Source organism: Salinimicrobium sp. 3283s, assembly GCF_039602225.1.
GTDB lineage: Bacteria > Bacteroidota > Bacteroidia > Flavobacteriales > Flavobacteriaceae > Salinimicrobium > Salinimicrobium profundisediminis.
Map to the genome: position 1 here is coordinate 2,240,470 of NZ_CP143631.1, position 24,596 is coordinate 2,265,065.

The window sequence follows — 24,596 nt, forward strand, 5'->3', positions numbered from 1 at the left end:
TTCCTTTTGAAAATAGTATTTTTGTGTTTCGCTTGGCGCAAGCATCGCTTAGCCTAAAAAATAAGTAGTTAAATGAAGAAAATAACAAAAGCCACTTACATAAAGTGGTATGAGGACATGCTGTTTTGGCGGAAGTTTGAAGACAAACTGGCTCAAGTGTATATTCAGCAAAAGGTAAGAGGTTTCTTGCACCTTTACAACGGGCAGGAAGCAATACTTGCAGGTGCATTGCACGTAATGGATTTGTCAAAAGACAAAATGATCACTGCCTATAGAAACCACGTGCAGCCAATTGGGATGGGTGTGGATCCAAGAAGGGTGATGGCCGAGTTGTATGGAAAGAAAACCGGTACCTCTCACGGTATGGGTGGTTCCATGCATATTTTCTCAAAAGAGCACCGCTTTTATGGTGGGCATGGTATTGTTGGAGGTCAAATTCCTCTTGGTGCCGGTCTTGCCTTTGCAGATAAATATTTTAAAAGAGACGCAGTAACCTTAACCTTTCTTGGTGATGGTGCTGCAAGACAGGGTTCCCTTCATGAAACTTTCACCATGGCTGTGAAATGGAACCTGCCTGTGGTTTTTTGTGTAGAGAACAACGGGTATGCGATGGGTACCTCGGTGGCACGTACTTCAAAAAGTACAGAGATCTGGAAGCTGGGTCTTGGATATGACATGCCATGTGGGCCTGTTGATGCAATGAATCCGGAAAAAGTAGCCGAAGCTCTTGACGAAGCTATTAAAAGAGCACGTAAAGGTGAAGGTCCAACCTTCCTTGAATTGAAAACGTATCGCTATCGTGGTCACTCTATGAGTGATGCACAGCAATACCGTACCAAAGAGGAGGTAGCCGAGTACCAAAAAATTGATCCTATTACCCAGGTGAAGGATATCATCAAAGAGAACAAGTACGCTACAGATAAAGAAATCAAGGCTATAGACAAGAAAGTTAAAGACCTGGTTGCTGAATGTGAGAAATTTGCTGAAGAATCTGATTTTCCAGATGTGCAGCAGTTGTATGATGTAGTCTACGAACAAAAGGATTATCCGTTTTTACCCCATAAACTATAAAGAATTATGGCTGAAGTAATTAAAATGCCGCGCCTTAGCGACACCATGGAAGAAGGTGTTGTTGCTAAGTGGCTAAAACAAAAAGGTGACAAAATTGAAGAAGGGGATATTCTTGCCGAAATCGAAACCGATAAGGCAACTATGGAATTTGAATCTTTCTACGAAGGTACCTTATTGCATATTGGAATTGAAGAAGGAGAAACTGCCCCTGTAGATACCCTGCTGGCAATAGTAGGAGAAGAAGGAGAGGATATTTCCTCACTTTTGGATGGGAAAGCAGATGCTCCTAAAGAAGATTCTAAATCTGAAACTGAAGAAAAACCTGAAGCATCGTCTGATTCAGATGCTTCTTCTGAAGATGATGCTGAAGGAGGTGAAATTCCTGAAGGAGTAGAAGTAGTGAGAATGCCACGCCTTAGTGACACTATGGAAGAGGGAACAGTTGCTTCCTGGATCAAAAAAGAAGGAGATGAGGTTGAGGAAGGAGATATTCTTGCCGAAATTGAAACCGATAAAGCAACTATGGAGTTTGAATCTTTCTATTCCGGTACTTTATTGTACGTAGGGATTCAGGAAGGAGAAACTGCACCTGTAGATGCTGTTCTGGCTATTATTGGCCCAAAAGGAACAGATGTTTCATCAATAGTTAAGTCGGGAGGGGCATCAAAACCTGCAGCTTCAAAAAGCACCGAAGAGAAAAAAGAAGAAAAGCCCGAAGCTTCTAAAGAAACTTCGCAAGAGGCTACAGCTTCAGATGGAAGTAGAATTTTCGCTTCGCCGCTTGCCAAAAAGATGGCCGATGATCTTGGTATCGATCTTTCTCAGGTAAAAGGTTCCGGAGAGAACAATCGTATTGTCAAAAAAGACATCGAGAATTATAAAACTTCAGGAAAAGCTGCCGAGGCAAAACCTGCTGCTGCGGCCCAGCCTCAACAACAGGCACAGCCGTCTCCGGTACAGGCTTACACTCCGGCCGGGGAAGAAAGTTTTGAAGAGGTGAAGAATTCTCAAATGCGCAAAACTATTGCGAAGAGACTTGCCGAATCTAAATATAACGCACCGCACTACTACCTTACTATTGAAGTAGATATGGCTAATGCTATGGCCAACCGCAAGCAGATCAATGAGATCCCAGACGTGAAGGTTTCCTTTAACGACCTGGTGATCAAAGCATCGGCGATGGCTTTGAGAAAACACCCAAAAGTGAATTCTCAATGGACTGGAGATACTACTAGAATTGCGAAACACATCCACATGGGAGTTGCGGTAGCGGTTGAAGAAGGACTCGTTGTTCCGGTATTGAAATATGCAGATCAAATGTCGCTTACCCAAATTGGCGGACAGGTGAGGGAACTTGCAGGCAAAGCCCGTAACAAGAAATTACAGCCTCAGGAAATGGAAGGCAGTACTTTTACGGTTTCTAATCTTGGAATGTTCGGGATCACAGAATTTACCAGCATCATTAATCAGCCTAACTCTGCTATACTTTCAGTAGGAGCTATTGTTGAGAAGCCGGTAGTGAGAAATGGGCAAATTGTGGTAGGAAATACCATGAAGCTTACTCTTGCCTGCGATCACCGTACGGTAGATGGTGCAACCGGGGCTCAATTCCTGGAAACACTTAAAACCTATATTGAAAATCCTGTGACCATGTTGGCCTAAGGAGATTTACAGACTAATAACGAAAAATCCCGCTTCTCGCGGGATTTTTTTATCTTTAGCCGCATGAGAAAATTCACCCTTACCGGTCTTGCAGCTGCAGGCTTTTTAGTTTTTACAGCCTGCGGGCAATCCAAACAAGTGGCTACTGAGACAGCCGCTGTTTCTTTTCAAAAAGAGAGTGTCAAAAATGCCATTTTAGAAGAGGATATTTCTTCAGCCTTAAAATATCTTTCTTCCGATGAACTTCAGGGAAGATCAACGGGTACAGATGGTATAGAGAAAGCTGCTCAATATATAGAGAACGTGTTCAAAGAGCAGGGCGTAAAACCCTTTTTTGACACCTATAGAGATACCTTTGAGGTAAAAGGTTTAACAGGATATAACCTTGTGGGCCTTGTTGAGGGAACAGACCCTCAGTTAAAAGATCAATACATAATTGTGGGCGCGCATTACGATCATGTAGGCCATGCCAAGCCTTTTGAAGGTGATTCCCTGGCTAATGGTGCCAATGACAATGCTTCGGGAACTACAGCGGTTTTGGAGCTGGCTAAATTCTTTGCTGAAAATCCGCCGAAAAGGAGTATGCTTTTCAGCCTTTTTTCTGCGGAAGAATTGGGGTTGGTAGGAGCTGCCGAATTAGCAAAAGAATTCAAAGCTGAAGGAATTGACCTCTACACCATGTTCAATATTGAAATGATTGGGGTGCCAATGAAAGATAGAGATTACCTGGCGTACCTTACCGGGTATGAAAATTCAAATTTAGCCGAAAAATTCAATGAATATTCTGAAGCCAAGGTGCTGGGATTTCTGCCTGAAGCTAAGCAGTACAGTCTTTTCCAAAGAAGTGACAATTATCCCTTTTTTAAGGAATTCAATGTGCCGGCACAAACCATCTCAACTTTCGACTTTACAAATTTTCCCTATTACCATCATGTAAAAGATGAATTTGAAGAAATGGATGTAGCTCATATGGAAAACCTCATTGAAACCATAATTCCGGGAATTGCCGGTATGGCAAATAGCACCCAAAAAGAAATAAAACTCAAGGAGCAATGAAAAAGATAGTGATCACCGGTACCAGCCGCGGGATAGGTTTAGAACTTGTCAAAATCCTGGCCGCAGCCGGGCATAAAGTACTTGCATTATCCCGAAATCAGGATGCTATTAAGAAACTGGATCTTGAAAATGTGCATTTCTTTGAATTTGATATTACCAGAGAAGAAGACCTTCAGAAAGCTTCAGAATTTGTGAAGGAACAATGGAACGGCGTAGACATCCTTATAAATAATGCAGGTGCCATTATAAATAAACCTTTTGAAGAAATAACTTCCGAAGAGTTTGAGAGCGTGTATAAAGTGAATGTCTTTGGTGTTGCCGCTCTTACCAGGAAATTGTTGCCCTTAATAAGTAAAGAAGGGCATGTAGTTACCGTGAGCAGTATGGGCGGAGTGCAGGGCAGTATGAAATTTCCGGGACTTGCTGCATATAGTTCGAGTAAAGGTGCAGTAATAACCCTCACAGAACTTCTTGCTGAAGAATACAAAGAAAGCGGCCCCGCTTTTAATGTACTTGCTTTGGGTGCGGTACAAACAGAAATGCTCCAGGAGGCTTTTCCAGATTATCAAGCACCTCTGCAACCCGCTGAGATGGCCCGGTACATCGCCGACTTTTCTCTTACCGGAAATAAATTTTACAACGGTAAGTTGTTACAGGTTTCCAGTAGTACACCATAACAGGAATGAAGCATATACTTGAGAAATATATCCCTACCCATGCTGTTGAACCAATATTCGGCTTAATTAAAGCCAATAATGTTCATCTTAAGATTGTGAACGAAAGAAAAACCCGACATGGCGATTATCGCAGTTTGCCGGGAGGGGTTCATCAAATTACGGTGAATGCGAGTCTCAACGAGTATCGATTTCTTATTACACTGGTTCATGAAATAGCACACCTGGTGGCTTTTGAACATTTTGGAAGGCAAATCAAACCTCATGGGGAGGAGTGGAAAAGATGTTTCCAAAAGCTCATGCTTCCATTTATAAGGCCCGAGATATTTCCGGTTCAGTTACTGCCTTTAATTGCCAGGCACTTTAAAAATCCGAAGGCGAGCAGTGATACAGACGCTCATCTTTCGGTTGCTCTAAAACAATTTGATGCCGAGAATGACAAAAACTATATTTTTGAGATTCCGCAGGGAGGGGTTTTCAGAATATACAACGGCAGGATATTTAAAAAGGGCGAACGGCGTGTAAAAAGATATGAATGCGTTGAAGTAAAAACAGGCAGAATTTACCTGTTCCAACCCAATGCAGAAGTGGAATTATTAAAAACAGCCAATTGATATGAAGGAGAATAATTTTGCAGTTTTAATGGCTGGCGGGGTAGGCTCCAGGTTTTGGCCTGTGAGTACCGCAGCAAAACCGAAACAGTTCAGGGACTTAATGGGCAAGGGAGAAACCCTTATTCAAACCACTTTTAAGCGCCTCACCCAGTTAGTGCCTGCAAAGAACATTTATGTGCTCACCAATGCAGGCTATGACCATCTGGTGAAGGAGCAGTTGCCAGAGCTTGGGGAGGAACAAATTGTACTGGAGCCGGTAATGCGTAATACCGCTCCGGCTGTGTTACTTGCTGCACTAAAGATTAGAAAAAAGAACCGTGATGCGGTGATGATCATGGCACCCAGTGATCATTGGATAGAAGATGAACAGGCTTTCTTAAATGATATTACTATCGCTTTTGAAGCGGCACGGGAACAGGATAAGATCCTTACTTTGGGCATAAAACCGACTTTTCCTAATACCGGTTACGGGTATATCAAATTCAATCCGGCGGCTCCGGGAAGAGTGAAGCCGGTGGAGTTATTTACTGAAAAGCCTTCTTATGATGTCGCTAAAGATTTTCTAAAGAGCGGAAATTTCTTGTGGAATGCAGGGATATTCGTATGGAATGTAGATTATATAATCAGGTCATTTCAGAAAAACCTGGAACAAACTTTTGAACTCTTTTCAAAAGGGGAAGCGATATATAATACTTCCGAAGAAAAGGATTTTATAAAGGAGAATTATCCGGCGGCAGAAAATATTTCGATTGATTATGCCATTTTAGAGAAGGAACAGGGTACTATTGATGTGATCCCGGCCTCTTTTGACTGGAATGACCTGGGCACCTGGGGTTCTCTTTACGAAGAGACAGTAAAGGATGAAGATGGTAACGTGGCACTAAACGCCCGTCTTTTTGCTGAAAATGCCACGGGAAACCTGGTGTCTTCAGATAAAAATAAGGTGGTGGTTATAGAAGGACTGAAAGACTGCGTTATAGTAGACGAAAACGAGATTTTGCTCATTGTGCCGCGGGCAAAAGAGCAGGATATTAAAGGAATCAGAGAGCGGGTGAAAGAAAAATTCGGTCAAAATTTGGGCTAGAGAATGGAAGATACATCAGGAAGTGGTACAGCAATGCCGACAGGGCATGTGAACAAGGGTAAAACTGCTCTTCGGGAGATCAAGGAGTTTTTAAGGGAGCTTCTCGATATTCATGATGACACCGACAGGGAAACAACCCTGGAAACGGTGAAACGGGATATTTCCTTTAAAGGTCACAATGCCTGGATTCTCATATTCTCCATTTTTGTGGCCTCTATTGGCCTTAATGTGAGTAGTACTGCTGTGGTGATTGGTGCCATGCTTATTTCTCCTTTAATGGGGCCAATTGTAGGGATTGGTTTTTCTGTAGCTATAAATGATATTGACACTTTAAAACGGAGCCTCGTCAATTTAGGGGTGATGGTGTTCTTGAGTGTACTCACAGCTTATTTGTATTTTTTGATCTCTCCAATTAAAGAAGAAACACCTGAACTTGTAGCCAGGACTTATCCTACAATACTCGATGTTCTAATTGCCATTTTTGGAGGTTCGGCGCTTATTATAGCCAAAACAAAAAAAGGGGCGATTGCCAGTGTTATTATGGGTGTGGCTATAGCCACGGCACTTATGCCGCCACTCTGTACGGTGGGATATGGGTTGGCGATAGCTAACTGGGAATATGCAGGGGGAGCTCTTTACCTGTTTACCATCAATTCCATTTTTATAGCACTGTCCACTTTCCTAATGGCGAAACTACTGCGTTTCCCACTGGTTAAGTACGTGAACAGCAAGCGTAGAAGGAACACCGCACGTTTGGCTTCTTTGGTGGCAATCCTGGTAATGATACCCAGTATCATTTTATTTGTGAATCTACTGCGGGAACAGGTTTTTGTAAGTAAGACAAAAGAATTTGTTCACGAGGTGGTGAATTATCCCGGGGCCGAAGTTGTTAAATTTGAACAGGATTACAAGACCAAGATCATTGAGATCTACCTGATTGGCCGGCCGGTGCCACAAGAGCAAATTGAACAGTGGGTACAGGCTATTACGCAGGTTCCCAACCTGGAGGATGTGGTGCTCGAAATACATCAGGGGTCTGACCAAAGTTCTGAACTGGCCAGCCGACTTTCTACCGAAGTGAGGGCAGGAATCCTTGAAGATCTTTATGTGAAAAATCAGCAACTGGTGGAGAATAAAGATGCCCGAATTCAGTTGCTCGAACAGGAGCTGGTAAAATATAGAAGTACCGGCATTCCTTTTGAAAGCGTTTCAAGAGAAGCCAAGATCAACTATTCCGAAATTCAGGAGATGAGCTATGCCAATAGTCTTGTCACGAACTTCTCGAAAATTGATACTATTCCTACCTTCAATGTAAAGTGGTCATCCAAATTGAATGCTGCAGCACGTAGATCTCAAATGAATAAGCTCGAAAAATGGTTACAGGTTCGCCTTTCGCTGGATACTCTTGTTGTAAGAACTGTAAATTAGCCTTAGAGGCCCTGTTGTTGGGCGTCCCGAACTTTCTTAAATAAATCGGAGGAGTAGACGAAATCTGTTACTGTTTTGTCGTCAGTTTTGAAAATCTGGCTTTTGTCCCCTTTCCATGCCAGTACCCCGTCTTTTAAAAAGGCGATATTTTCACCAATTTCCAGTACCGAGTTCATGTCGTGGGTAATCACTACCGTGGTGATATCATATTCCACAGTGAGTTCGTGAATAAGATTATCTATCACCGTGGCAGTGCGTGGATCAAGCCCTGAGTTGGGTTCATCACAAAATAAGTATTTTGGACGATTCACAATAGCCCGCGCAATAGCTACCCTTTTTTGCATCCCTCCACTTATTTCTGCCGGGTATTTGTTTCCCGAATCGGAAAGGTTCACTCTTTCAAGCACCTCATCAACCCGGTCTTTAAGCTCTCTTTTTTTCTTTTTGGTAAACATTCTCAAAGGGAACATGACATTTTCCTGAACGGTCATGGAGTCAAACAAGGCTCCTCCCTGGAAGAGCATACCCATTTCCTGCCTCAGTTCCCTTTTTTGCTCATCGGTAAATGACGAATAGGCTTTTCCATCATACTCAATAGTACCTTCATCTGGAGTGAAGAGCCCAAGCATACTTTTCATCAAAACACTTTTACCTGAACCCGATTGCCCTATGATCAGGTTTGTCTTACCGGTTTCAAATACGAAATCAATACCCTTAAGGATATGCTCGTCATCAAAACTTTTCTTTAAACCTTTTACTTCGATCATTAGCTAAGTAGTAATTGAGTTACTATGTAATTCGTAATAATAATAACAACACTGGTCCATACAAAAGAGGTGGTACTTGCCTGTCCCACTTCCAAAGAACCTCCTTTCATGTAATAGCCATGGTAAGAAGGTACTGTGGCCAGTATAAAAGCAAAAAGGAAGGTTTTGAAAAACGCGTAAAATAGATGGTATGGATCAAATTCTTCCTGTAATCCCTGTAAAAAAACATCAGCTGGTACAAATCCTCCCATCACTGCTGCCGTGTAAGCTCCCATAATTCCCAGGAACATCGAAATAGCAATGAGAAATGGGTACGTGAGCATAGCAATAATCTTTGGGAAGACCAGGTAGTTGAGGGAATTGATCCCCATTACCTCGAGTGCATCTATTTGCTCGGTAACCCGCATTGAACCTATACTGGAAGTGATGAAAGATCCCACTTTTCCTGCCATAATGATAGAAATGAAAGTAGGGGCAAATTCCAGGATGATAGACTGTCTTGCTGCAAAAGCAATTAAACTTTTAGGGATTAACGGGTTGTTCAGGTTGAGTGCCGTTTGTAAAGCAACAACTGCACCTATAAAAAAGGATAGGAATGAAACAATTCCAAGAGACCCTATGATAACCACGTCTATTTCCTTAAAGATCAGTTCTTTTAAAACCGAGCGTTTGGTCATTCTTCCAAACACACCCTTCAACATTAAAAAATATTCCCCAATAGACTGCAGGTATCTCATTGTAAGCTTTTGTTCTGGCTAAAATACTAATTTTTGAAAGAATGTATTTAAGCTTAACTTAATCTTTATACTCCTTAAACTTTGTATTTTTACAACACTAAAATTTATATAATGAGATATTTTATTCAGATTGTCCTGTTGTCCTTCTGTTTCTCGACAGTTAGTGCACAGGAAGCCCCTCAACGATCTTTTGATCCTGAAAAAGACCTTCATGCCACCCCAAAGCTCGTAGTGGGAGTGGTGGTAGACCAAATGCGATATGACTATATCACCAGGTTCTGGAACCACTTTGGTGATGATGGTTTTAAAAGGCTTGTTTCTGAAGGTTTTAACCTAAGGAACAACCATTTCAATTATATTCCTACATATACAGCGCCGGGACATGCTTCGGTTTATACTGGTACATCTCCTCAAACCCACGGAATTATTGGGAATAACTGGTATGATAAGTTTGATAAAGAATATGTGTATTGTGTAGAAGATCCCACAATAGATCCCGTGGGAACTGAAAACAAAGCCGGTAAAGTTTCACCCCACCGATTGATCACTACCACGGTGGCCGATGAAAACAGGCTGCATACACAAATGAGAGGGAAAACCATAGGTATAGCCTTAAAAGACAGAGGTGCCGTTCTTCCGGCAGGCCATACAGCCAATGCAGCGTACTGGTTTCATGGTCAGGATGAAGGCAGGTGGATCACCAGCTCTTTCTATACTAAGCAGTTACCTCAATGGGTGCAGAAATTTAATGCTTCAGGAAAAGCAGACAGCTATTTAAAGCCCTGGACTACTTTGGCTGACATTAATACTTACGTTGAAAGCGGTATTGATATCAACGATTTTGAAGGCGGCTTTAAAGGAAAAGCAGATACCGGATTTCCTTACGACCTAAAGTCTCTAAAAGAGCAAAATGGAGGTTATGATATTTTAAAAGCTACTCCTTACGGAAACAGCCTTACTGCCGACTTTGCTATTGCAGCTCTTGATGGGGAACAATTGGGGCAGGATGCCGACACCGATTTCTTAACGGTAAGCTTCTCTTCAACAGATTATGTGGGGCATAACTTCGGCGTGAATTCAAAAGAGGTGCAGGATACTTACGTTAGGCTTGATCGTGATCTTGGAAAACTGCTGAAGGCGCTCGATCAAAAAGTAGGAGAGGGGAACTACACTTTGTTCCTTACTTCCGATCATGGGGGAGTTCAAGTACCTGCTTACCTGGAAACCGTCGGGATTCCATCAGGCTATTTTGAGTGGGACAAGCTTAAAAAAGAGCTCAATAATTTCCTCAGCAGTAAATTTCAGAAAGATAACCTTGTAGAGAACATTTCGAATAATCAAATCTTCTTCAACTACGATGAGGTCTTGAAAATGGACATTTCTTCTGAAAAACTTCAGCAGGAGATCATGCATTTTCTGCTTCAGTATGAAAATATCAGCATGGTGTTCACCAGAAGTCAGTTACAATCAGCCAGTTTTTCAGAAAAAATTGCATCGGCTGTTGATAACGGATTCAATCAAAAAAGGAGTGGTGATGTGGCGATAATTCTTGAACCTTCGGTGATTTCTTATTCCCGTACCGGCTCAACCCATGGTTCGGGTAATAACTATGATACCCATGCTCCGCTTATTTTCTTCGGAAAAGGTATCAAAGCGGGCAACAGTCTCGAAAGAACCGAAATAGTAGATATTGCACCAACAATTTCGGCGCTATTGGGGATCCCGTTTCCTAATGGGGCTACAGGGCGGCCGTTATATATGGTCTTTGCCAGGTAGCTAGAAGATTTTTGACAGCATTTTTTTATACCGGAGCCTTCTTATGAAGGCTCCTTCTTTTTTATCTACCAAAAATGGCATTTTTGAAGCCTTAGCCCTTCTATAGCCTTCCAGGTAATCTAATGCAAGTGCGGCATTTCCTTTTTTAAGCGCGAGCTTCACCGAAGCAATCGAAGTAATAACCCAGCCGTAGCGCAGCTTGTAAAAAGCTTCTCCCTGTTTCCATTTTGCGGCTTTGTTATAGGTGAATCCGGTGGGGCGAAGGTGTTTGACAGCCAGAGAGGCATCGGTTTTGATCTTCCAGCCGTGAAACTGTGCCAGTAATTCATCCACGGTATCCCAACCCATAGAAGGTTTAAGTCCGCTAATGTCTTCAAAACAGGCTTTTCGGTAAGCTTTTAAGGCTCCCCGAATATGGTCTTTTCCGGTTAAATTTTCCAGCTGCCATTTTCCGTCTTTTTCAAGGTGGCAAAACCCTCCTGCCATTCCCACTTTTGGATCTTCCTTAAAATGCCTGCTAATGGTTTCGAGGTAGTCTTCTGGAAAGATCAAATCGGCATCAAATTTACAGATGACGTCGTAGTTTTGATCCAGCTGGTTTAATCCGTGGTTAAAGGCGTTTACCACCTTGCTTCCTGGCAAATGTGCTTCGGAAGAAGTGGTGCTCACAAGGGAAATGAAAGGGAATTTATCAGCATAATCTTTCACTACCTGTGCTGTAGCGTCCGAAGATTGGTCGTCAACCACTACCAGCTTTTTGGGCTGCAGGGTTTGTTCAGAAAGCGACTTCAGGGTTTGCCCTATAAATGCTGCCTCATTATGTGCAGGGATGACGATGTAGAATTTCACTGGTTCAAAACTTTCAGTAAAAGTACAATTTCTGAGCCTCTGTTTCCGAAGCAGGAGAGATTAGAGTATAACTGTAATTACATTGTGTGTTGCTTCAACAAAAAAAAAGGGTGTCAAAAATGCCATTTTTGACGGGTTATTTTTTCTCGGCGTACACGGCGTAGTAGCGGGGCGTGAACTTTCTAAGTAGCGGCCTTACTCCAATTTTCTTTACAGGGTTTGTCCATTTGTGCCGTTCCTTTATTTCCCAGCCGGCTTTTTCCAGCAGCCAGTCAAACTGCCAGTCTTCAAACTCGTGGTAGTGCCTGTCCCATTTATCGGTTTTACTGCGATAGGCGGGAGAGAACCACAGGCTTAACGGAATGGTAGTAACCAGTTTTTTAGCGCGTATGTCCCTAAGTACATTAAACGGGGCCACAAGATGCTCAAAGATCTCAAAGGCAGTGACAATTTCTGCATTAGAGTTTTTTACACTTGTGGTGTCCAAATCCAGGTCTTCTCCTGTAGTATTGGTGACCTGGTAGCCCTGTGCTTCCATGAGCTCACTAAAAGGATTTCTCACGCCCAGGTCCAGAATACTGGCGGGAGCAGGAGCAACATGGGTCAAGAATTCAAGGGTTTCTTTATATCGCTTGTTCGGGAAACTCTTTTCGTACATCTAGAACTGGTACACAATGGCATTAATATTCATCCCGGCACCCACGCTGGCTAAAATGATCACATCTCCTTTTTCGAGGGTCTGGCCGTCCATCTTTTTCTTCAGGATAAGGTCGAGCAGGGTAGGTACGGTAGCAACACTACTGTTGCCAAGTTTATCAATACTCATTGGCATTATACCCTCTGGCACCTGTTGCCCGTAAAGCCTGTAAAAACGTTTTACAATGGCTTCATCCATTTTCTCATTGGCCTGGTGAATGAGGATCTTCTTAATATCTTCTATCTTTTTGCCACTTTTCTCAAGGCAGCTCTTCATGGCATTAGGAACATGGCTCAATGCAAATTCGTAGATCTTACGGCCGTGCATTTTAATGTATCGGCGGTCATCTGTAGCCTTAGCATTATTTGATTTTCCGAAGAAAATGAAATTAGCTTCTTCAAACGAGTAAGTGGCACTTTCATGGGCCAGGATCCCTCCTTCTTCTTCGCTGGCTTCAATCACGGTAGCTCCTGCTCCATCTGAGTAGATCATGGAGTCCCGGTCGTGCTTGTCTATTACCCGCGACAGAGTTTCCGAACCAATAACAAGGCATTTTTTTGCCATGCCGCTTTGTATGAAAGCTTTTGCCTGGATTACTGCTTCAACCCATCCCGGACAGCCAAAAAGTATATCATAAGCAACGCATTTTGGATTCTTAATGCGCAGTTTATGTTTTACCCTGGTGGCAAGACTGGGAACGGTGTCGCTCTGTAAGTCATTGTGAAGTACATCGCCATAGTTATGGGCAACGATTAGGTAATCGAGTTCTTCAGGATCAATCCCGGCATCTTCTATTGCACTGTTGGCAGCGAGATAAGCAATGTCAGAATTGTTAAGCTCATTATGCGCGTACCGCCTTTCGGCAATACCGGTTATAGCTTTAAATTTTTCAATGATAACTGCATTGGGTTGGGAAAAGGTGGAACCATCCTCATACAAAAATTCATGTTTTTGAAAGTCTGAATTTTTTTCAACTCTGCCTGGGATGTAACTTCCCACCCCTGTGATTTTTATGCTCATTCTGTGTCAGTTATAAAGTTGACAAGTCTCAAAATTAATAAATGTTATGCCGCTTTCCCTATATTTTTTACATTAAAATACACTTTTGCGGCATCTGTAAAGGATTTGGTAAAAACTTCTACTATGATTAAAAATAGCGAAATTTTCTGCTTTTTTGTTAACGAATTGTTAATGAAAGCAAAGCTAAAAAAACCGGAGGTGATGTGCCTCCGGTGTTTCTCTTTTTAATCTTCCATATATTCTTCTATGGGCGCACAGGTGCAAATGAGATTCCTGTCTCCAAAGGCTTCATCAACTCTTCGAATGGAGGGCCAGAATTTGTTTTCGGCCAGGTAATCTATAGGAAAAGCTGCTTTTTGCCTTGTGTATGGGAAATTCCACTCGTCGGTAGTCAACATTGCCAGCGTGTGAGGGGAATTCTTCAGTACATTGTTAGGTTCATCTTCTGTAGCTTCGTCAATTTCTTTACGTATAGAGATAAGTGCGTCACAAAACCTGTCAAGTTCAGCTTTACTTTCACTTTCGGTAGGTTCTATCATCAAAGTTCCGGCAACAGGGAATGACACTGTTGGGGCGTGGAAGCCGTAATCAATAAGCCTTTTTGCAATATCGGTCACTTCAATTCCTTTGGCTTTAAATGGGCGGCAATCCACGATCATTTCGTGGGCAGCCCTTCCGCGTTCACCACTGTAAAGGGTTTTGTAGTGTTCTTCTATACGAGATTTGATGTAGTTGGCGTTTAAAATGGCAAATTGCGTCACCTTTTTAAGGCCTTCTGCACCCAGCATTTTGATATAGCCATAAGAGATAAGGCAAACCAGCGCAGATCCCCATGGAGCTGATGAAATTGCGGTAATAGCATCATCACCACCTGTCTTTACTACCGGATTCCCTGGTAAGAACGGCACAAGTTGTTTTGCAACACATATGGGGCCAACACCCGGGCCGCCACCGCCATGCGGAATAGCAAAGGTTTTGTGAAGGTTGAGGTGGCAAACATCGGCGCCAATTGCTCCTGGACTGGTTAGGCCTACCTGTGCATTCATATTTGCACCATCCATATAAACCTGCCCGCCATACTGGTGGATAATATCGATAACCTCCATAATGGCCGACTCAAATACTCCGTGAGTTGAAGGATAAGTCACCATGAGTGCCGCCAGGTTATCTTTGTGTTTAAGGGCTTTTTCCTTAAGATCTTCTATGTCAATATTGCCCGATTCGGTAGACTTGGTAACTACCACTTTCATTCCGGCCATAACTGCTGAAGCAGGATTGGTACCGTGAGCTGATGATGGAATAAGACAAATATTCCTGTGAGATTCCCCGCGTGATTTGTGGTACTTACGAATCACCATGAGTCCGGCATATTCTCCCTGTGCGCCCGAGTTTGGCTGTAGGGAAGTGCCGGCAAATCCTGTAATTTCTGTGAGTTGTTCTTCCAGTTTTTTCAGAACAATTTGATAACCTTCTGCCTGCTCTACAGGAACAAAAGGATGCAGATTTCCCCACTGCGGATAGCTTATTGGGAGCATTTCGGCAGCGGCATTGAGCTTCATGGTGCATGAACCCAGCGAGATCATGGAGTGATTAAGGGAAAGATCCTTACGCTCTAATTTTTTGATGTATCGCATCAACTCTGTTTCTGAATGATAAGAGTTGAAAACTTCATTTTTAAGAAATTCCGTTTTGCGTTCTACTGAAGCAGGAATGTAATTGTTTTCTGAAAGCTCAGTAGCTTTAATGGCTTCTTTACCGGCGGCTTCAGCAAAAATTTCAAGAATAGTATTTACATCATCAAGGTTTGTAGATTCATTCAGGGAAATTGCCACTACGTCTGAAGACGGGTAGTAGAAATTCACCTCATTTCGTTCTGCAATCTCCTTTACTTTTGCTGCTTCAGCTTTAATAAGTACAGTATCGAAAAATGTAGAATTCAGCTGGGAAAAACCTAATTTCTCAACATTTTCAGCAACAGTTGCGGCCAGGCTGTGAACCCTATTGGCAATGAATTTTAATCCGCGTGGGCCGTGGTAAACAGCATACATACCTGCCATTACAGCTAAAAGTACCTGTGCGGTACAAATATTTGAGGTCGCTCTGTCTCTTTTAATATGTTGCTCCCGGGTTTGAAGTGCCATACGAAGGGCAAAGTTGCCATCGGTATCTTTGGTCACTCCAATAATTCGGCCGGGAATGCTTCTTTTGTATTCTTCTTTAGTGGCAAAATAGGCAGCATGAGGCCCGCCGTAACCTAACGGAATTCCGAAGCGTTGGGTGGTTCCCACTACCACGTCTACTCCAAATTCTCCCGGCGCACGTAGCTTCACAAGGCTTAGAATGTCGGCAGCAACTGCGGTTTTTATATTGTGTTCTTTGGCTTTGGCAACGAATTGTGAATAATCGTAAACCTGGCCCATTCTTCCGGGATACTGGAGAAAAGCTCCAAAAAATTCTTCGGAAAAATCAAATTCTTCATGATCTCCAATAACCAGTTCAATTCCCAGCGGAATTGCACGGGTTTTAAGAAGATCTATAGTTTGCGGAAGTACAACTTCTGAAACAAAGAATTTATTGACGTTGTTCTTCTTTTGATCTCTTTCCCGCACTTCATATAGCAAAGACATGGCTTCGGCAGCGGCAGTACCTTCATCGAGCAGGGAGGCGTTGGCCAGTTCCATTCCGGTAAGATCGGCTATTACAGTCTGGAAGTTCAAAAGTGCTTCCAGTCTTCCCTGGGCAATCTCGGCCTGGTAAGGAGTGTAAGCGGTATACCATCCCGGGTTTTCCAGGATATTCCGCTGAATCACCGGCGGTGTAATAGATTGGTGGTAACCCAACCCAATATATGTCCTGAAAACCTTATTTTTGGCAGCCAGCGAGATGCTGTGGGCAATATATTCATGCTCGCTCATGGCAGGAGCAAGCTCAAGATCTTTTTTTAGGCGAATATCATCGGGCAGGGTTTCGTAAATTAGTTGATCTATCGAGTCAACTCCAATAGTCTCCAACATATCCTTTAGATCATGTTCCCGCGGGCCTATATGACGTGTAGCAAAAGAAAAAGTATTCATCAAGTAAAAGTTGTGTTTTGAAGGGCGAAAATAAGCATTTTCAACCTAATTTTTAGTGATTTAAAACAGCAAGATTGGTAAAGTTTTTAAGCTCTGGCCTGTTGCCTTTACAGTTGTGAAAAAAATATTTGATTTCTATATTAATAGCAGTATTCACGTGGCTTTAGCGGTGGTTTCGCTTTGCCTTGTAACTGTGCTGCATTTTGGAGGGCAAATTGACCCTGGCCTGCTGGTTTTTATCTTTTTTGCAGTGGTAACAGGATACAATTTTGTGAAGTATGCCGCAGTAGCCGGCCTGCATCACCGAACACTCACCCGCGGACTCAAAAACATTCAGATATTTTCTCTTTTTTGCTTTACCGGGTTGCTCATTTCTTCTTTTTTTATTGATTTCAAAATCCTGCTGCTAAGTGCCTTTTTTGGATCCCTAACTGCGCTTTATGCCCTGCCTGTCTTCAGCAAAAGAAGAAATTTGAGAAGCATCTCGGGCATTAAGATATTCATTATTGGTATTGTGTGGGCCGGGGTGACCGTAGTGCTTCCCGGAATAGGTGTCAAAAATGCCATTTTTGGAGACCTGTTTCTCGAAATGTTTCAGCGGTTTTTGTTGGTGCTGGTCTGGATCCTGCCGTTCGAGATAAGGGACTTAAAGTACGACCTGGAGCAGTTGGGAACCCTTCCGCAGCGAATAGGGGTTACCAGGACTAAAATCGTGGGCCTGCTGCTACTGGGGGTGGTAATTGTGACAGAACTTTTAAAAACTTCAGGGTCACAGGCCTCTTTTAATGCTTTGGTTGTAATGTGTCTTCTAACTGCCTTTTTTGTAATGGCCAGTAAAGAACACCGAAGCCGCTACTTTACCGCTTTTTGGGTGGAAGCAATTCCCATCTTATGGCTGGTGATTCTTTTAATGTTAAAAGTCTTTTGAAGTTCCGTTTTTGATCTTATTTCTGAAAACTTCCTTTTCCTGTGAAGAGCAGGTTTTAATATCAGCTTTTTTCAGAAGAGCACTTAGTTTCTGGTTATTGTGGAAGTAATCATTACAGGTTCGGCAAAAGTAGAGGTGGAGCTTCAGTCTTAACTTTTCTATAAAACCGGCCTCTTTATATTCGGCCTTTGTGCAAACTTTTTCTGCTTCGGCGCAGCTAAGTTTCATAAAATGTAATCTCTTCATGCTAAAACCAATTTTTCTCCAGGCATTTAGCCAGAGAAGTTCTGGCCCTGTGAATAATCACCCAAAGGTTAGACGGACTAATTTCAAATTCATTACAAATGGTTTCGGTATCTACACCATCAATGGTCTTCATTTTAAAAATGGCTGCCTGTTTTTCATTGAGCTGGTCAACACAATCCAGAATGGCAAGCCCCAGTTCGTGGTTTTCCATCTCGTCTTCGGCTGTCATGTGAGAAAGGTCGGCTACCCTCTCTTCCAGCCAGTCACCTTCATTGTCGCTGTCGCGGAATTGCATTTTAACTTCGGCCTGTCCTTTTTGGGAATTGTTCCGGCGGTAATGGTCAATGATCTTTCGTTTTAAAATTGAAATTAACCAGGTTCTTTCCGAAGCTTCTCCCTTAAAATTTTTCATGGAGTTGAGCCCGGCCAGGAAGGTTTCAGAAACAAGATCGTTAGCCATTTCCCGGTCATTTACGCGCACAATGGTGTAGTTGAACAGGTAATCTGCATACCTGTCTACCCATTTTTCTGGATTAATGCTGTTTGCTTCCATAGTTGGCCGGTCTCTCTCAAAAATAGCAAAAGATTTGGTTAATGCTTTTGTGCATTCGCCAAACCTTCTGCTTAACTTGTAGTAAATGTTGTCTTATTTCTTCGGAATCAATCCTGCTCTGCGCAACAAGGCTTCAGGAGCAGCTTCTTTTCCCCGGAAGCGTTTGTACAAGGTCAACGGATGCTCGGTGCCTCCCTGTGAAAGTATGGTTTTCCTAAATTTATTGGCAGTTTCCCTGTCAAAAATGCCATTTTCAGTAAAGAATTCAAAAGCATCGGCGTCCAGTACTTCTGCCCATTTATAGGAATAGTAACCGGCAGCATAGCCTCCCTGGAAGATATGTGAAAACGAAGTGCTCATGCAGTTCTCTTTCACTTCAGGATAAAGCTGTGTAGTCTCAAAGGCTTTTTCTTCATGGGCTTTAACATCATCAATGCCTGAAGGATCTTTGCTGTGCCAGCTCATGTCAAGAATTCCAAAACTAAGCTGTCTTAAAGTGGCCATGCCTTCATGGAAGGTAGCCGAATCTTTGATCTTTTGAATAAGATCATCGGGGATCACTTCGCCGGTCTCGTAATGGGTGGCGAAAAGTTTCAACGCATCTTTCTCATAGCACCAGTTTTCGAGTACCTGGCTTGGAAGTTCGACAAAATCCCAGAAAACGTTAGTGCCCGAAATACTTGGATAAATTGTATCGGCCAACATGCCGTGAAGGGCGTGACCAAATTCATGGAAGAGGGTAGTAACCTCGTTGAACGTGAGCAGAGATGGCTCTTCATCTGTAGGTTTTGTGAAATTGCAGACTATAGAAATATGTGGGCGCTCATTTTTACCTTTTTGGCGATATTGAGATTTGTAAGATGTCATCCATGCGCCACCACGCTTGCCTTCCCGCGGATGGAAATCGGCGTAAAAAAGGGCAATTTCCTTACCTTCTTCGTCAGTAACGAGGTAGGTTTGCACCTCAGGATGATAGGTTTCTGCCTCAAAGACCTGTTGGAAATTGAGACCATAAAGTTTTTCGGCTACGATAAAGACACCTTTGATGACGTTGTTGAGCTCAAAATAAGGCTTGAGCTGTTCATCGTCGAGGTCAAAAAGTTTTTGCTTCAGTTTTTCTGAATAATAGGCCGCATCCCATTTTTCGAGTCGGTCGATCTGGTCAAGGTCCTGCGCAAAACTCTCAAGTTCATGAAATTCCTTTTCGGCTGCCGGTTTGGCTTTTTCCAAAAGTTCTTCCATGAAGGAATTTACTTTTTCTGGAGTTTCGGCCATGCGTTCTTCCAGTTTGAAATGCGCATAGGTTGGATAACCCAAAAGATTCGCCTTTTTATGCCGCAGTTTTACAATTTGCAGCACATTCTCCCTATTGTCAAGTTCGTCTCCGTGAAAACCCTTAGCTCCAAAAGCAATGGCAAGTTCTTTGCGCAGCGCTCTGCTTTTGGCATATTTCATAAACGGGATGTAGCTGGGGTAATGAAGGTTAAAGATCCATCCTTCTTTGTTCTTTTCTTTTGCCAGCATCTTTGCTGCGGTACGGGCACCTTTGGGCAGGCCTTCAAGATCTTCTTCGCGAGTGATATGGAGTTCGTACCTGTTAGTTTCGGCCAGCACGTTTTCTCCAAAGTTGAGGCTTAAAGAAGCCAGTTTTTTATCCAGTTCTCGTAGCTCCTGCTTTTGCCCGGCATCAAGGTTCGCACCGTTGCGTTTAAACATCTTGTACTTCTTGTCCAGCAGGGTACTTTGTTCAATGCTGAGGTTGAGGCTGTCTTTGTTTTCATAAACCGCTTTTACTTTTTGAAAAAGTACCGGATCCTGGATAATGTCATTTTTGAAGTCGGTTAATACCGGGGATATTTCCTGGGCCAGTTTCTGAATTTCTTCATTTGTCTCGGCTGAGTTAATATTGAAGAAGATGCTGGTAATTCTGTCAAGTTCTTCTCCTGCAAACTCAAGGGCTTCTACGGTGTTTTCAAAAGTAGGGGCTGCACTTGAAGCAGTGATTTGCTCAATATCCTGTTGCGCCCGCCTGATAGCTTCTTCTATGGCCGGTTTGTAGTGCCCGGTTTTTATTTTCATAAAAGGAGCGGTATCGAATTTTTCCAGGAGTGGATTTCTTTCTGTCATATAGCTTGAATAATTGGCTTAATAGAATGCGTTTTAACGAAATTTTTTGGAAAAGTTCGGAAAATTCTAAAATTATTCTTTACTTCACATTTCCCAAATTACTAAAGTCAGTAGCTTTTAGGTTTTTGATTAATATATTTAGAATGGTTAATAAATACTATTAAAACAACGAATGCTACTTTAAAGCCACGTGAAAGCGTGGCTTTTATTTTTTAATGCTTTTTGCGCCCTCAATAACTTTCTTTTTAAGGTCTTCTTTGTAATCTACGATTTTTTGAAGCACGTCCTGGTTTGAGCTGCCAAGAATTTGTGCTGCCAGGATACCTGCATTTTTGGCTCCGTTGAGGGCTACAGTGGCTACCGGAACTCCTCCCGGCATTTGGAGAATAGACAATACAGAATCCCAGCCATCAATAGAATTACTCGATTTTACCGGCACCCCAATAACCGGCAGGGGGGAAAGAGATGCAATCATTCCCGGAAGGTGTGCAGCACCACCGGCACCTGCAATAATTACATTTATGCCGCGGGTATGAGCATTTTTCCCATAATCGAAAAGTTTGTCGGGGGTACGGTGAGCAGAAACTATATCTACTTCAACTTCTACATCAAAGGATTTTAATATATCTATTGCTTCCTGCATTACCGGCATATCGCTGGTGCTGCCCATAATAATTCCTACTTTGCTCATATAATAAATTTTAGACCTCACAGGTTTCAAAAACCTGTGAGGTCTGTTTTGTTATTCGCTAATTACTCTAATTTTATTTTTGACCTCTTCAGCAATTTGTCTAGCTTTAGAAAGATCGGCATTTACTATGGTAACATGACCCATTTTTCTGAAAGGGCGGGTAATTTTTTTTCCGTAGATATGAGGAGTGACCCCTTTTAGTTTCATGATTTCGGAGATGTTCTCGTAAACCACATTTCCCGAAAAACCTTCTTCGCCTACCAGGTTCACCATTACGCCGCCGGCCTTACTTTCGGTATCTCCCAAAGGAAGATCTAGAATGGCTCTCAAATGCTGCTCAAACTGGTTGGTGAATGCTGCTTCTATGCTGTAGTGGCCGCTGTTGTGAGGCCGGGGCGCAACTTCGTTAACCAGGATCCCGTCTTCTTCTGTCTGGAACATTTCAACCGCCAGTAAACCAATGTGTTCATAGGCCCTCGAAACTTTTTCGGCAACTTTTCTCGCTTTTTCGGCTACCGTGGCATCAATCCGGGCCGGGCAAATCACATATTCTACCTGGTTGGCTTCGGGATGAAATTCCATCTCAACCACAGGGTAAGTCTTTACCTCTCCCGATGGGTTACGGGCCACAATTACTGCAAGTTCGTTCTTAAAAGGGATGAGGTCTTCAGCAATACAGGCAGTTTCGGGTAAATCTTCGGCTGTTTGGAGGTTCTTGACCACGGCAACACCTTTGCCATCATAACCTCCCGTTGTACTTTTCCACACAAGAGGCAGGGAGATTTCCCCTTTTTGAAGACCTTCCAAAAATGCCATTTTTGAGGGGTATTTTTGGTAACGGGCAGTAGGGATTTCGTAGCTGGTAAAGAAATCCTTTTGTACTCCTTTGTCCTGAATCTTCTTCAAGGTATTGGATGAAGGATAGACTTTTATTCCTTCAGACTCTAATTTTTCAAGAGCTTCTACATTGACTGCTTCAATCTCAAAGGTGAGCACATCTGCTTTTCTTCCGAAGTTCACTACAGTGTCAAAATCCATGAGATCGCCGCGGGTAAATTCATCACAGGCAATCCTGCAGGGCGCTTCGGCATTAGGATCGAGTACAATGGTGCGAATGTCAAACTTTCGGGTTTCGTAAAGGAGCATTTTTCCAAGCTGGCCTCCACCAAGTATTCCGAGGGTGAAATCTGAAGAAAAATAATTGATCATTAATGAGGTGTTTTAGCAAAAATAATTTTAAAAATCTGAAATGCCGCAAGATTCAGTTATAAATGCGCAGGGTTTGGCATCATGAGTTGATTGGAATATGTATCTTTGCTTCCCAAAAATATTTTTGTTTTGGTACAACTACACGATCTAAAATTTACTCCTTTTATTTCTGAAGCCGAAATCAACGTCGGTATAGAAAAAGTGGCTGCGCAGATAAATGCCGATTTTGAAAATAAAACACCAGTTTTTCTGGGGGTTTTAAACGGGGCTTTTCTTTTTGCGGCCGAAGTTATTAAGAGATTTAAGGGCGACTGTGAAGTGAACTTTGTGAAGCTAAGTTCTTATGAAGGTACGGGAACCACAGGTAATGTAGAGTTTTTAATGGGGCTTACCAGTTCTTTGAAAGGTCGTAATGTAGTGGTGATAGAGGATATTGTGGACACTGGAAATACTCTTGAGAGCCTCGACTGGATTCTTAAGAGCGAAGAAGTGAACCTATATAAAATTGCAACTTTATTTTACAAGCCGGCATCCTACAAGAAAAGCCTTCCCATAGATTACGTGGGGATGGAAATTCCGAATGATTTTATAGTAGGATATGGTCTTGATTATGATGGGCTGGGCAGGAATCTCACCCAGGTCTATAAACTTAAAAACAGTAAAATGACAAACATTGTTTTGTTTGGGCCTCCTGGTGCAGGTAAAGGAACCCAGGCAGCTGTCCTTAAAGATCATTACAACCTTAAACACATTTCTACAGGCGATGTCTTTAGGTACAACATTAAAAATGAAACTGAACTTGGTAAGCTTGCAAAAGCCTATATGGATAAAGGCCAACTGGTGCCCGATAGCATTACCATAGATATGCTGAAGGCTGAAGTAAGACAGTCAACCGAAGGGAATGGCTTCATTTTCGACGGATTTCCACGTACGGTTGCACAGGCCGAAGCTCTTGAAGAATTTCTTCAGGAAGAGGGAACCCAGGTTAGTGCCATGATCGCTTTGGAAGTAGATGACGAGATCCTGGTGGAGCGTTTGCTTGAGCGGGGGAAAACTTCGGGACGACCAGATGACGCTAATGAACTTGTTATTCGCAAAAGGATAAAAGTTTATTACGAAGAAACTGCGATCCTGAAACAATTCTATTTGAAGCAGGATAAATATTTTGGCATAAACGGAGTAGGCTCAATTCAGGAGATCACTGCGCGTTTAAAAGAAGCTATTGACCAGCTGGTATAAGAAATACCACAGGTGTAAAGATGATAAAGGATGACTGAAGGGAATTTTGTTGATTACGTTAAGATACACGTATCCTCGGGTAATGGAGGTAAAGGATCGGCTCACCTGCACCGTGAAAAGTACGTTGCAAAAGGCGGGCCCGATGGAGGGGATGGAGGCCGTGGAGGCCATGTGATCCTAAGAGGGAACAAAAACCTTTGGACGCTTTTTCACCTCAAATTTAAGAGGCACGTTAAAGCCGGGCACGGCGAACACGGAAGTAAACAGCGAAGCACCGGTGCCGATGGGCAGGATGAGATCATTGAAGTGCCGCTAGGAACGGTTATTCGTGATACCGAAACCCAAAATATTCTTCACGAGATAACGGAAGATGGGCAGGAGATCATTGTTGCTGAAGGCGGAAAAGGAGGACTGGGTAACTGGCATTTTAAATCTTCAACCAATCAAACCCCGCGATATGCGCAGCCTGGAATTCCCGGTGAGGAAGAGGATATAACCCTTGAGCTAAAGATCCTTGCTGATGTTGGTCTTGTAGGTTTTCCCAACGCCGGAAAGTCCACTTTACTTTCGGTGATCACAGCAGCCAAGCCAAAAATAGCCGATTACGAGTTTACTACGCTAAAGCCCAATTTGGGAATTGTTGAATATCGTGACTTTAAAACCTTTGTGGTGGCCGATATTCCCGGAATTATTGAAGGGGCAGCTGAAGGAAAGGGTATTGGGCACAGGTTCTTAAGGCATATTGAGCGTAACTCAACCCTTTTGTTTTTAATTCCTGCCGATGCAAAGGATATAAAGGAGCAGTACGAGATCCTGGTAGATGAGCTAAGACGCTACAATCCTGAACTTCTTGATAAAGACCGTTTGGTAGCCATTTCAAAAAGCGATATGCTTGATGCCGAATTAAAGGCTGAAATGACCACGCAACTTGACCGCGAACTCAATGCGCCGTATATCTTCATATCATCTGTAGCGCAGCAAGGTTTGACCCAGCTTAAAGATAAGCTTTGGGAAATGCTGAATAAAGAGGAGTCTGTTTAATTCCTGTTAATGTCTTAGTTTTCAGTGGTGTTTTCTTTAATTTTAAGGAAAAC

22 protein-coding genes are annotated in these 24,596 nt (G+C 42.7%); 11 read left to right on the plus strand and 11 right to left on the minus strand.

The features are described from left to right. Nucleotides 1-72 precede the first annotated feature (72 nt). From pdhA to VS868_RS09945, 7 genes are all read left to right on the plus strand, one after another. On the plus strand, nt 73-1,071 hold the full coding sequence (gene pdhA, locus VS868_RS09915) for a pyruvate dehydrogenase (acetyl-transferring) E1 component subunit alpha (protein ID WP_266070190.1): 999 nt from the start codon (nt 73-75) through the stop codon (nt 1,069-1,071). 6 nt (nt 1,072-1,077) lie between these two features. Continuing rightward, the gene (locus VS868_RS09920) at nt 1,078-2,733 is read left to right on the plus strand and encodes a pyruvate dehydrogenase complex dihydrolipoamide acetyltransferase (RefSeq protein ID WP_345597147.1); all 1,656 of its coding nucleotides are present in this window, start codon (nt 1,078-1,080) and stop codon (nt 2,731-2,733) included. Nucleotides 2,734-2,796: 63 nt separating this feature from the next. Next, nucleotides 2,797-3,789 (plus strand): M28 family peptidase, encoded by a 993-nt coding sequence (locus VS868_RS09925; protein WP_345597149.1) that lies wholly within the window; start codon nt 2,797-2,799, stop codon nt 3,787-3,789. Continuing rightward, complete coding sequence (locus VS868_RS09930) at nt 3,786-4,466, plus strand: SDR family oxidoreductase (protein WP_345597151.1); 681 nt, start codon at nt 3,786-3,788, stop codon at nt 4,464-4,466. Before VS868_RS09925 ends, VS868_RS09930 begins: the two co-directional genes overlap by 4 nt. A 5-nt stretch (nt 4,467-4,471) precedes the next feature. Further along, complete coding sequence (locus VS868_RS09935; protein WP_345597153.1) at nt 4,472-5,077, plus strand: SprT-like domain-containing protein; 606 nt, start codon at nt 4,472-4,474, stop codon at nt 5,075-5,077. Between the two features lies 1 nt (nt 5,078). Beyond that, a complete protein-coding gene (locus VS868_RS09940) occupies nt 5,079-6,161 on the plus strand; it encodes a sugar phosphate nucleotidyltransferase (RefSeq protein WP_345597155.1) in 1,083 nt (360 codons plus the stop codon). Nucleotides 6,162-6,194: 33 nt separating this feature from the next. After that, complete coding sequence (locus tag VS868_RS09945) at nt 6,195-7,589, plus strand: DUF389 domain-containing protein (protein WP_345599828.1); 1,395 nt, start codon at nt 6,195-6,197, stop codon at nt 7,587-7,589. 2 nt (nt 7,590-7,591) lie between these two features. Here the strand turns inward: VS868_RS09945 and VS868_RS09950 are convergent, their stop codons facing one another. Both VS868_RS09950 and VS868_RS09955 read right to left on the minus strand, forming a co-directional pair. Further along, nucleotides 7,592-8,356, minus strand: coding sequence for an ATP-binding cassette domain-containing protein (locus tag VS868_RS09950; RefSeq protein WP_266070197.1), 765 nt, complete (start codon nt 8,354-8,356; stop codon nt 7,592-7,594). Continuing rightward, nucleotides 8,356-9,093 (minus strand): ABC transporter permease, encoded by a 738-nt coding sequence (locus tag VS868_RS09955; protein ID WP_266070198.1) that lies wholly within the window; start codon nt 9,091-9,093, stop codon nt 8,356-8,358. Before VS868_RS09955 ends, VS868_RS09950 begins: the two co-directional genes overlap by 1 nt. Before the next feature lie 111 nt (nt 9,094-9,204). Between VS868_RS09955 and pafA the strand changes: the two genes are divergently transcribed. Then, a complete protein-coding gene (gene pafA, locus VS868_RS09960) occupies nt 9,205-10,869 on the plus strand; it encodes an alkaline phosphatase PafA (RefSeq protein WP_345597159.1) in 1,665 nt (554 codons plus the stop codon). Here pafA and VS868_RS09965 read toward each other — a convergent pair whose 3' ends face one another. The 4 genes from VS868_RS09965 to gcvP all read right to left on the minus strand — a co-directional run bounded on the left by VS868_RS09965 (nt 10,870) and on the right by gcvP (nt 16,509). Continuing rightward, nucleotides 10,870-11,718: a glycosyltransferase family 2 protein gene (locus VS868_RS09965; RefSeq protein ID WP_345597161.1), complete on the minus strand. Its 849-nt coding sequence runs from the start codon at nt 11,716-11,718 to the stop codon at nt 10,870-10,872. A gap of 136 nt (nt 11,719-11,854) precedes the next feature. Then, entirely contained in the window at nt 11,855-12,376 is a 522-nt protein-coding gene (locus VS868_RS09970) for a methyltransferase (RefSeq protein ID WP_345597163.1), read from the minus strand. Continuing rightward, nucleotides 12,377-13,435 (minus strand): ketoacyl-ACP synthase III, encoded by a 1,059-nt coding sequence (locus VS868_RS09975; RefSeq protein WP_266070202.1) that lies wholly within the window; start codon nt 13,433-13,435, stop codon nt 12,377-12,379. A 224-nt stretch (nt 13,436-13,659) separates the two neighbouring features. Then, nucleotides 13,660-16,509, minus strand: coding sequence for an aminomethyl-transferring glycine dehydrogenase (gcvP, locus tag VS868_RS09980; protein WP_345597166.1), 2,850 nt, complete (start codon nt 16,507-16,509; stop codon nt 13,660-13,662). 115 nt (nt 16,510-16,624) lie between these two features. On the opposite strand from gcvP, the gene VS868_RS09985 reads away from it, so the two are divergent. Further along, nucleotides 16,625-17,437 carry a hypothetical protein gene (locus VS868_RS09985; RefSeq protein WP_266070204.1) on the plus strand — a complete coding sequence of 271 codons (813 nt, stop codon included), beginning with the start codon at nt 16,625-16,627 and terminating at the stop codon, nt 17,435-17,437. On the opposite strand, the gene VS868_RS09990 is transcribed toward VS868_RS09985, so the two are convergent. The 5 genes from VS868_RS09990 to VS868_RS10010 all read right to left on the minus strand — a co-directional run bounded on the left by VS868_RS09990 (nt 17,423) and on the right by VS868_RS10010 (nt 22,263). After that, the gene (locus VS868_RS09990; protein ID WP_266070205.1) at nt 17,423-17,683 is read right to left on the minus strand and encodes a hypothetical protein; all 261 of its coding nucleotides are present in this window, start codon (nt 17,681-17,683) and stop codon (nt 17,423-17,425) included. The genes VS868_RS09985 and VS868_RS09990 overlap by 15 nt on opposite strands. Nucleotide 17,684: 1 nt before the next feature. Continuing rightward, entirely contained in the window at nt 17,685-18,236 is a 552-nt protein-coding gene (locus VS868_RS09995) for a sigma-70 family RNA polymerase sigma factor (RefSeq protein ID WP_345597169.1), read from the minus strand. A 93-nt stretch (nt 18,237-18,329) separates the two neighbouring features. Continuing rightward, the gene (locus VS868_RS10000) at nt 18,330-20,363 is read right to left on the minus strand and encodes a M3 family metallopeptidase (RefSeq protein WP_345597171.1); all 2,034 of its coding nucleotides are present in this window, start codon (nt 20,361-20,363) and stop codon (nt 18,330-18,332) included. A 205-nt stretch (nt 20,364-20,568) separates the two neighbouring features. Further along, entirely contained in the window at nt 20,569-21,054 is a 486-nt protein-coding gene (gene purE / locus VS868_RS10005) for a 5-(carboxyamino)imidazole ribonucleotide mutase (protein ID WP_345597173.1), read from the minus strand. Between the two features lie 51 nt (nt 21,055-21,105). Then, the gene (locus VS868_RS10010) at nt 21,106-22,263 is read right to left on the minus strand and encodes a 5-(carboxyamino)imidazole ribonucleotide synthase (protein WP_345597175.1); all 1,158 of its coding nucleotides are present in this window, start codon (nt 22,261-22,263) and stop codon (nt 21,106-21,108) included. Between the two features lie 129 nt (nt 22,264-22,392). Between VS868_RS10010 and VS868_RS10015 the strand changes: the two genes are divergently transcribed. Further along, nucleotides 22,393-23,502 (plus strand): adenylate kinase, encoded by a 1,110-nt coding sequence (locus tag VS868_RS10015; RefSeq protein WP_345597177.1) that lies wholly within the window; start codon nt 22,393-22,395, stop codon nt 23,500-23,502. Nucleotides 23,503-23,532: 30 nt separating this feature from the next. Continuing rightward, nucleotides 23,533-24,543 (plus strand): GTPase ObgE, encoded by a 1,011-nt coding sequence (gene obgE, locus VS868_RS10020; protein WP_266070212.1) that lies wholly within the window; start codon nt 23,533-23,535, stop codon nt 24,541-24,543. Nucleotides 24,544-24,596 lie beyond the last annotated feature (53 nt).

What these genes read in the sequence shown, in the direction of transcription:
- VS868_RS09945 (WP_345599828.1), top strand. Translation starts at nt 6,195, where the DNA reads ATGCCGACAGGGCATGTGAACAAGGGTAAAACTGCTCTTCGGGAGATC.
- gcvP (WP_345597166.1), bottom strand. Translation starts at nt 16,509, where the DNA reads ATGAATACTTTTTCTTTTGCTACACGTCATATAGGCCCGCGGGAACAT.
- VS868_RS09940 (WP_345597155.1), top strand. Translation starts at nt 5,079, where the DNA reads ATGAAGGAGAATAATTTTGCAGTTTTAATGGCTGGCGGGGTAGGCTCC.
- VS868_RS09930 (WP_345597151.1), top strand. Translation starts at nt 3,786, where the DNA reads ATGAAAAAGATAGTGATCACCGGTACCAGCCGCGGGATAGGTTTAGAA.
- VS868_RS09995 (WP_345597169.1), bottom strand. Translation starts at nt 18,236, where the DNA reads ATGGAAGCAAACAGCATTAATCCAGAAAAATGGGTAGACAGGTATGCA.
- VS868_RS10000 (WP_345597171.1), bottom strand. Translation starts at nt 20,363, where the DNA reads ATGACAGAAAGAAATCCACTCCTGGAAAAATTCGATACCGCTCCTTTT.
- VS868_RS09935 (WP_345597153.1), top strand. Translation starts at nt 4,472, where the DNA reads ATGAAGCATATACTTGAGAAATATATCCCTACCCATGCTGTTGAACCA.
- VS868_RS09920 (WP_345597147.1), top strand. Translation starts at nt 1,078, where the DNA reads ATGGCTGAAGTAATTAAAATGCCGCGCCTTAGCGACACCATGGAAGAA.
- pdhA (WP_266070190.1), top strand. Translation starts at nt 73, where the DNA reads ATGAAGAAAATAACAAAAGCCACTTACATAAAGTGGTATGAGGACATG.
- obgE (WP_266070212.1), top strand. Translation starts at nt 23,533, where the DNA reads ATGACTGAAGGGAATTTTGTTGATTACGTTAAGATACACGTATCCTCG.
- VS868_RS09950 (WP_266070197.1), bottom strand. Translation starts at nt 8,356, where the DNA reads ATGATCGAAGTAAAAGGTTTAAAGAAAAGTTTTGATGACGAGCATATC.
- VS868_RS09975 (WP_266070202.1), bottom strand. Translation starts at nt 13,435, where the DNA reads ATGAGCATAAAAATCACAGGGGTGGGAAGTTACATCCCAGGCAGAGTT.
- VS868_RS09990 (WP_266070205.1), bottom strand. Translation starts at nt 17,683, where the DNA reads ATGAAGAGATTACATTTTATGAAACTTAGCTGCGCCGAAGCAGAAAAA.
- purE (WP_345597173.1), bottom strand. Translation starts at nt 21,054, where the DNA reads ATGAGCAAAGTAGGAATTATTATGGGCAGCACCAGCGATATGCCGGTA.
- VS868_RS09925 (WP_345597149.1), top strand. Translation starts at nt 2,797, where the DNA reads ATGAGAAAATTCACCCTTACCGGTCTTGCAGCTGCAGGCTTTTTAGTT.
- VS868_RS09970 (WP_345597163.1), bottom strand. Translation starts at nt 12,376, where the DNA reads ATGTACGAAAAGAGTTTCCCGAACAAGCGATATAAAGAAACCCTTGAA.
- VS868_RS09955 (WP_266070198.1), bottom strand. Translation starts at nt 9,093, where the DNA reads ATGAGATACCTGCAGTCTATTGGGGAATATTTTTTAATGTTGAAGGGT.
- pafA (WP_345597159.1), top strand. Translation starts at nt 9,205, where the DNA reads ATGAGATATTTTATTCAGATTGTCCTGTTGTCCTTCTGTTTCTCGACA.
- VS868_RS10010 (WP_345597175.1), bottom strand. Translation starts at nt 22,263, where the DNA reads ATGATCAATTATTTTTCTTCAGATTTCACCCTCGGAATACTTGGTGGA.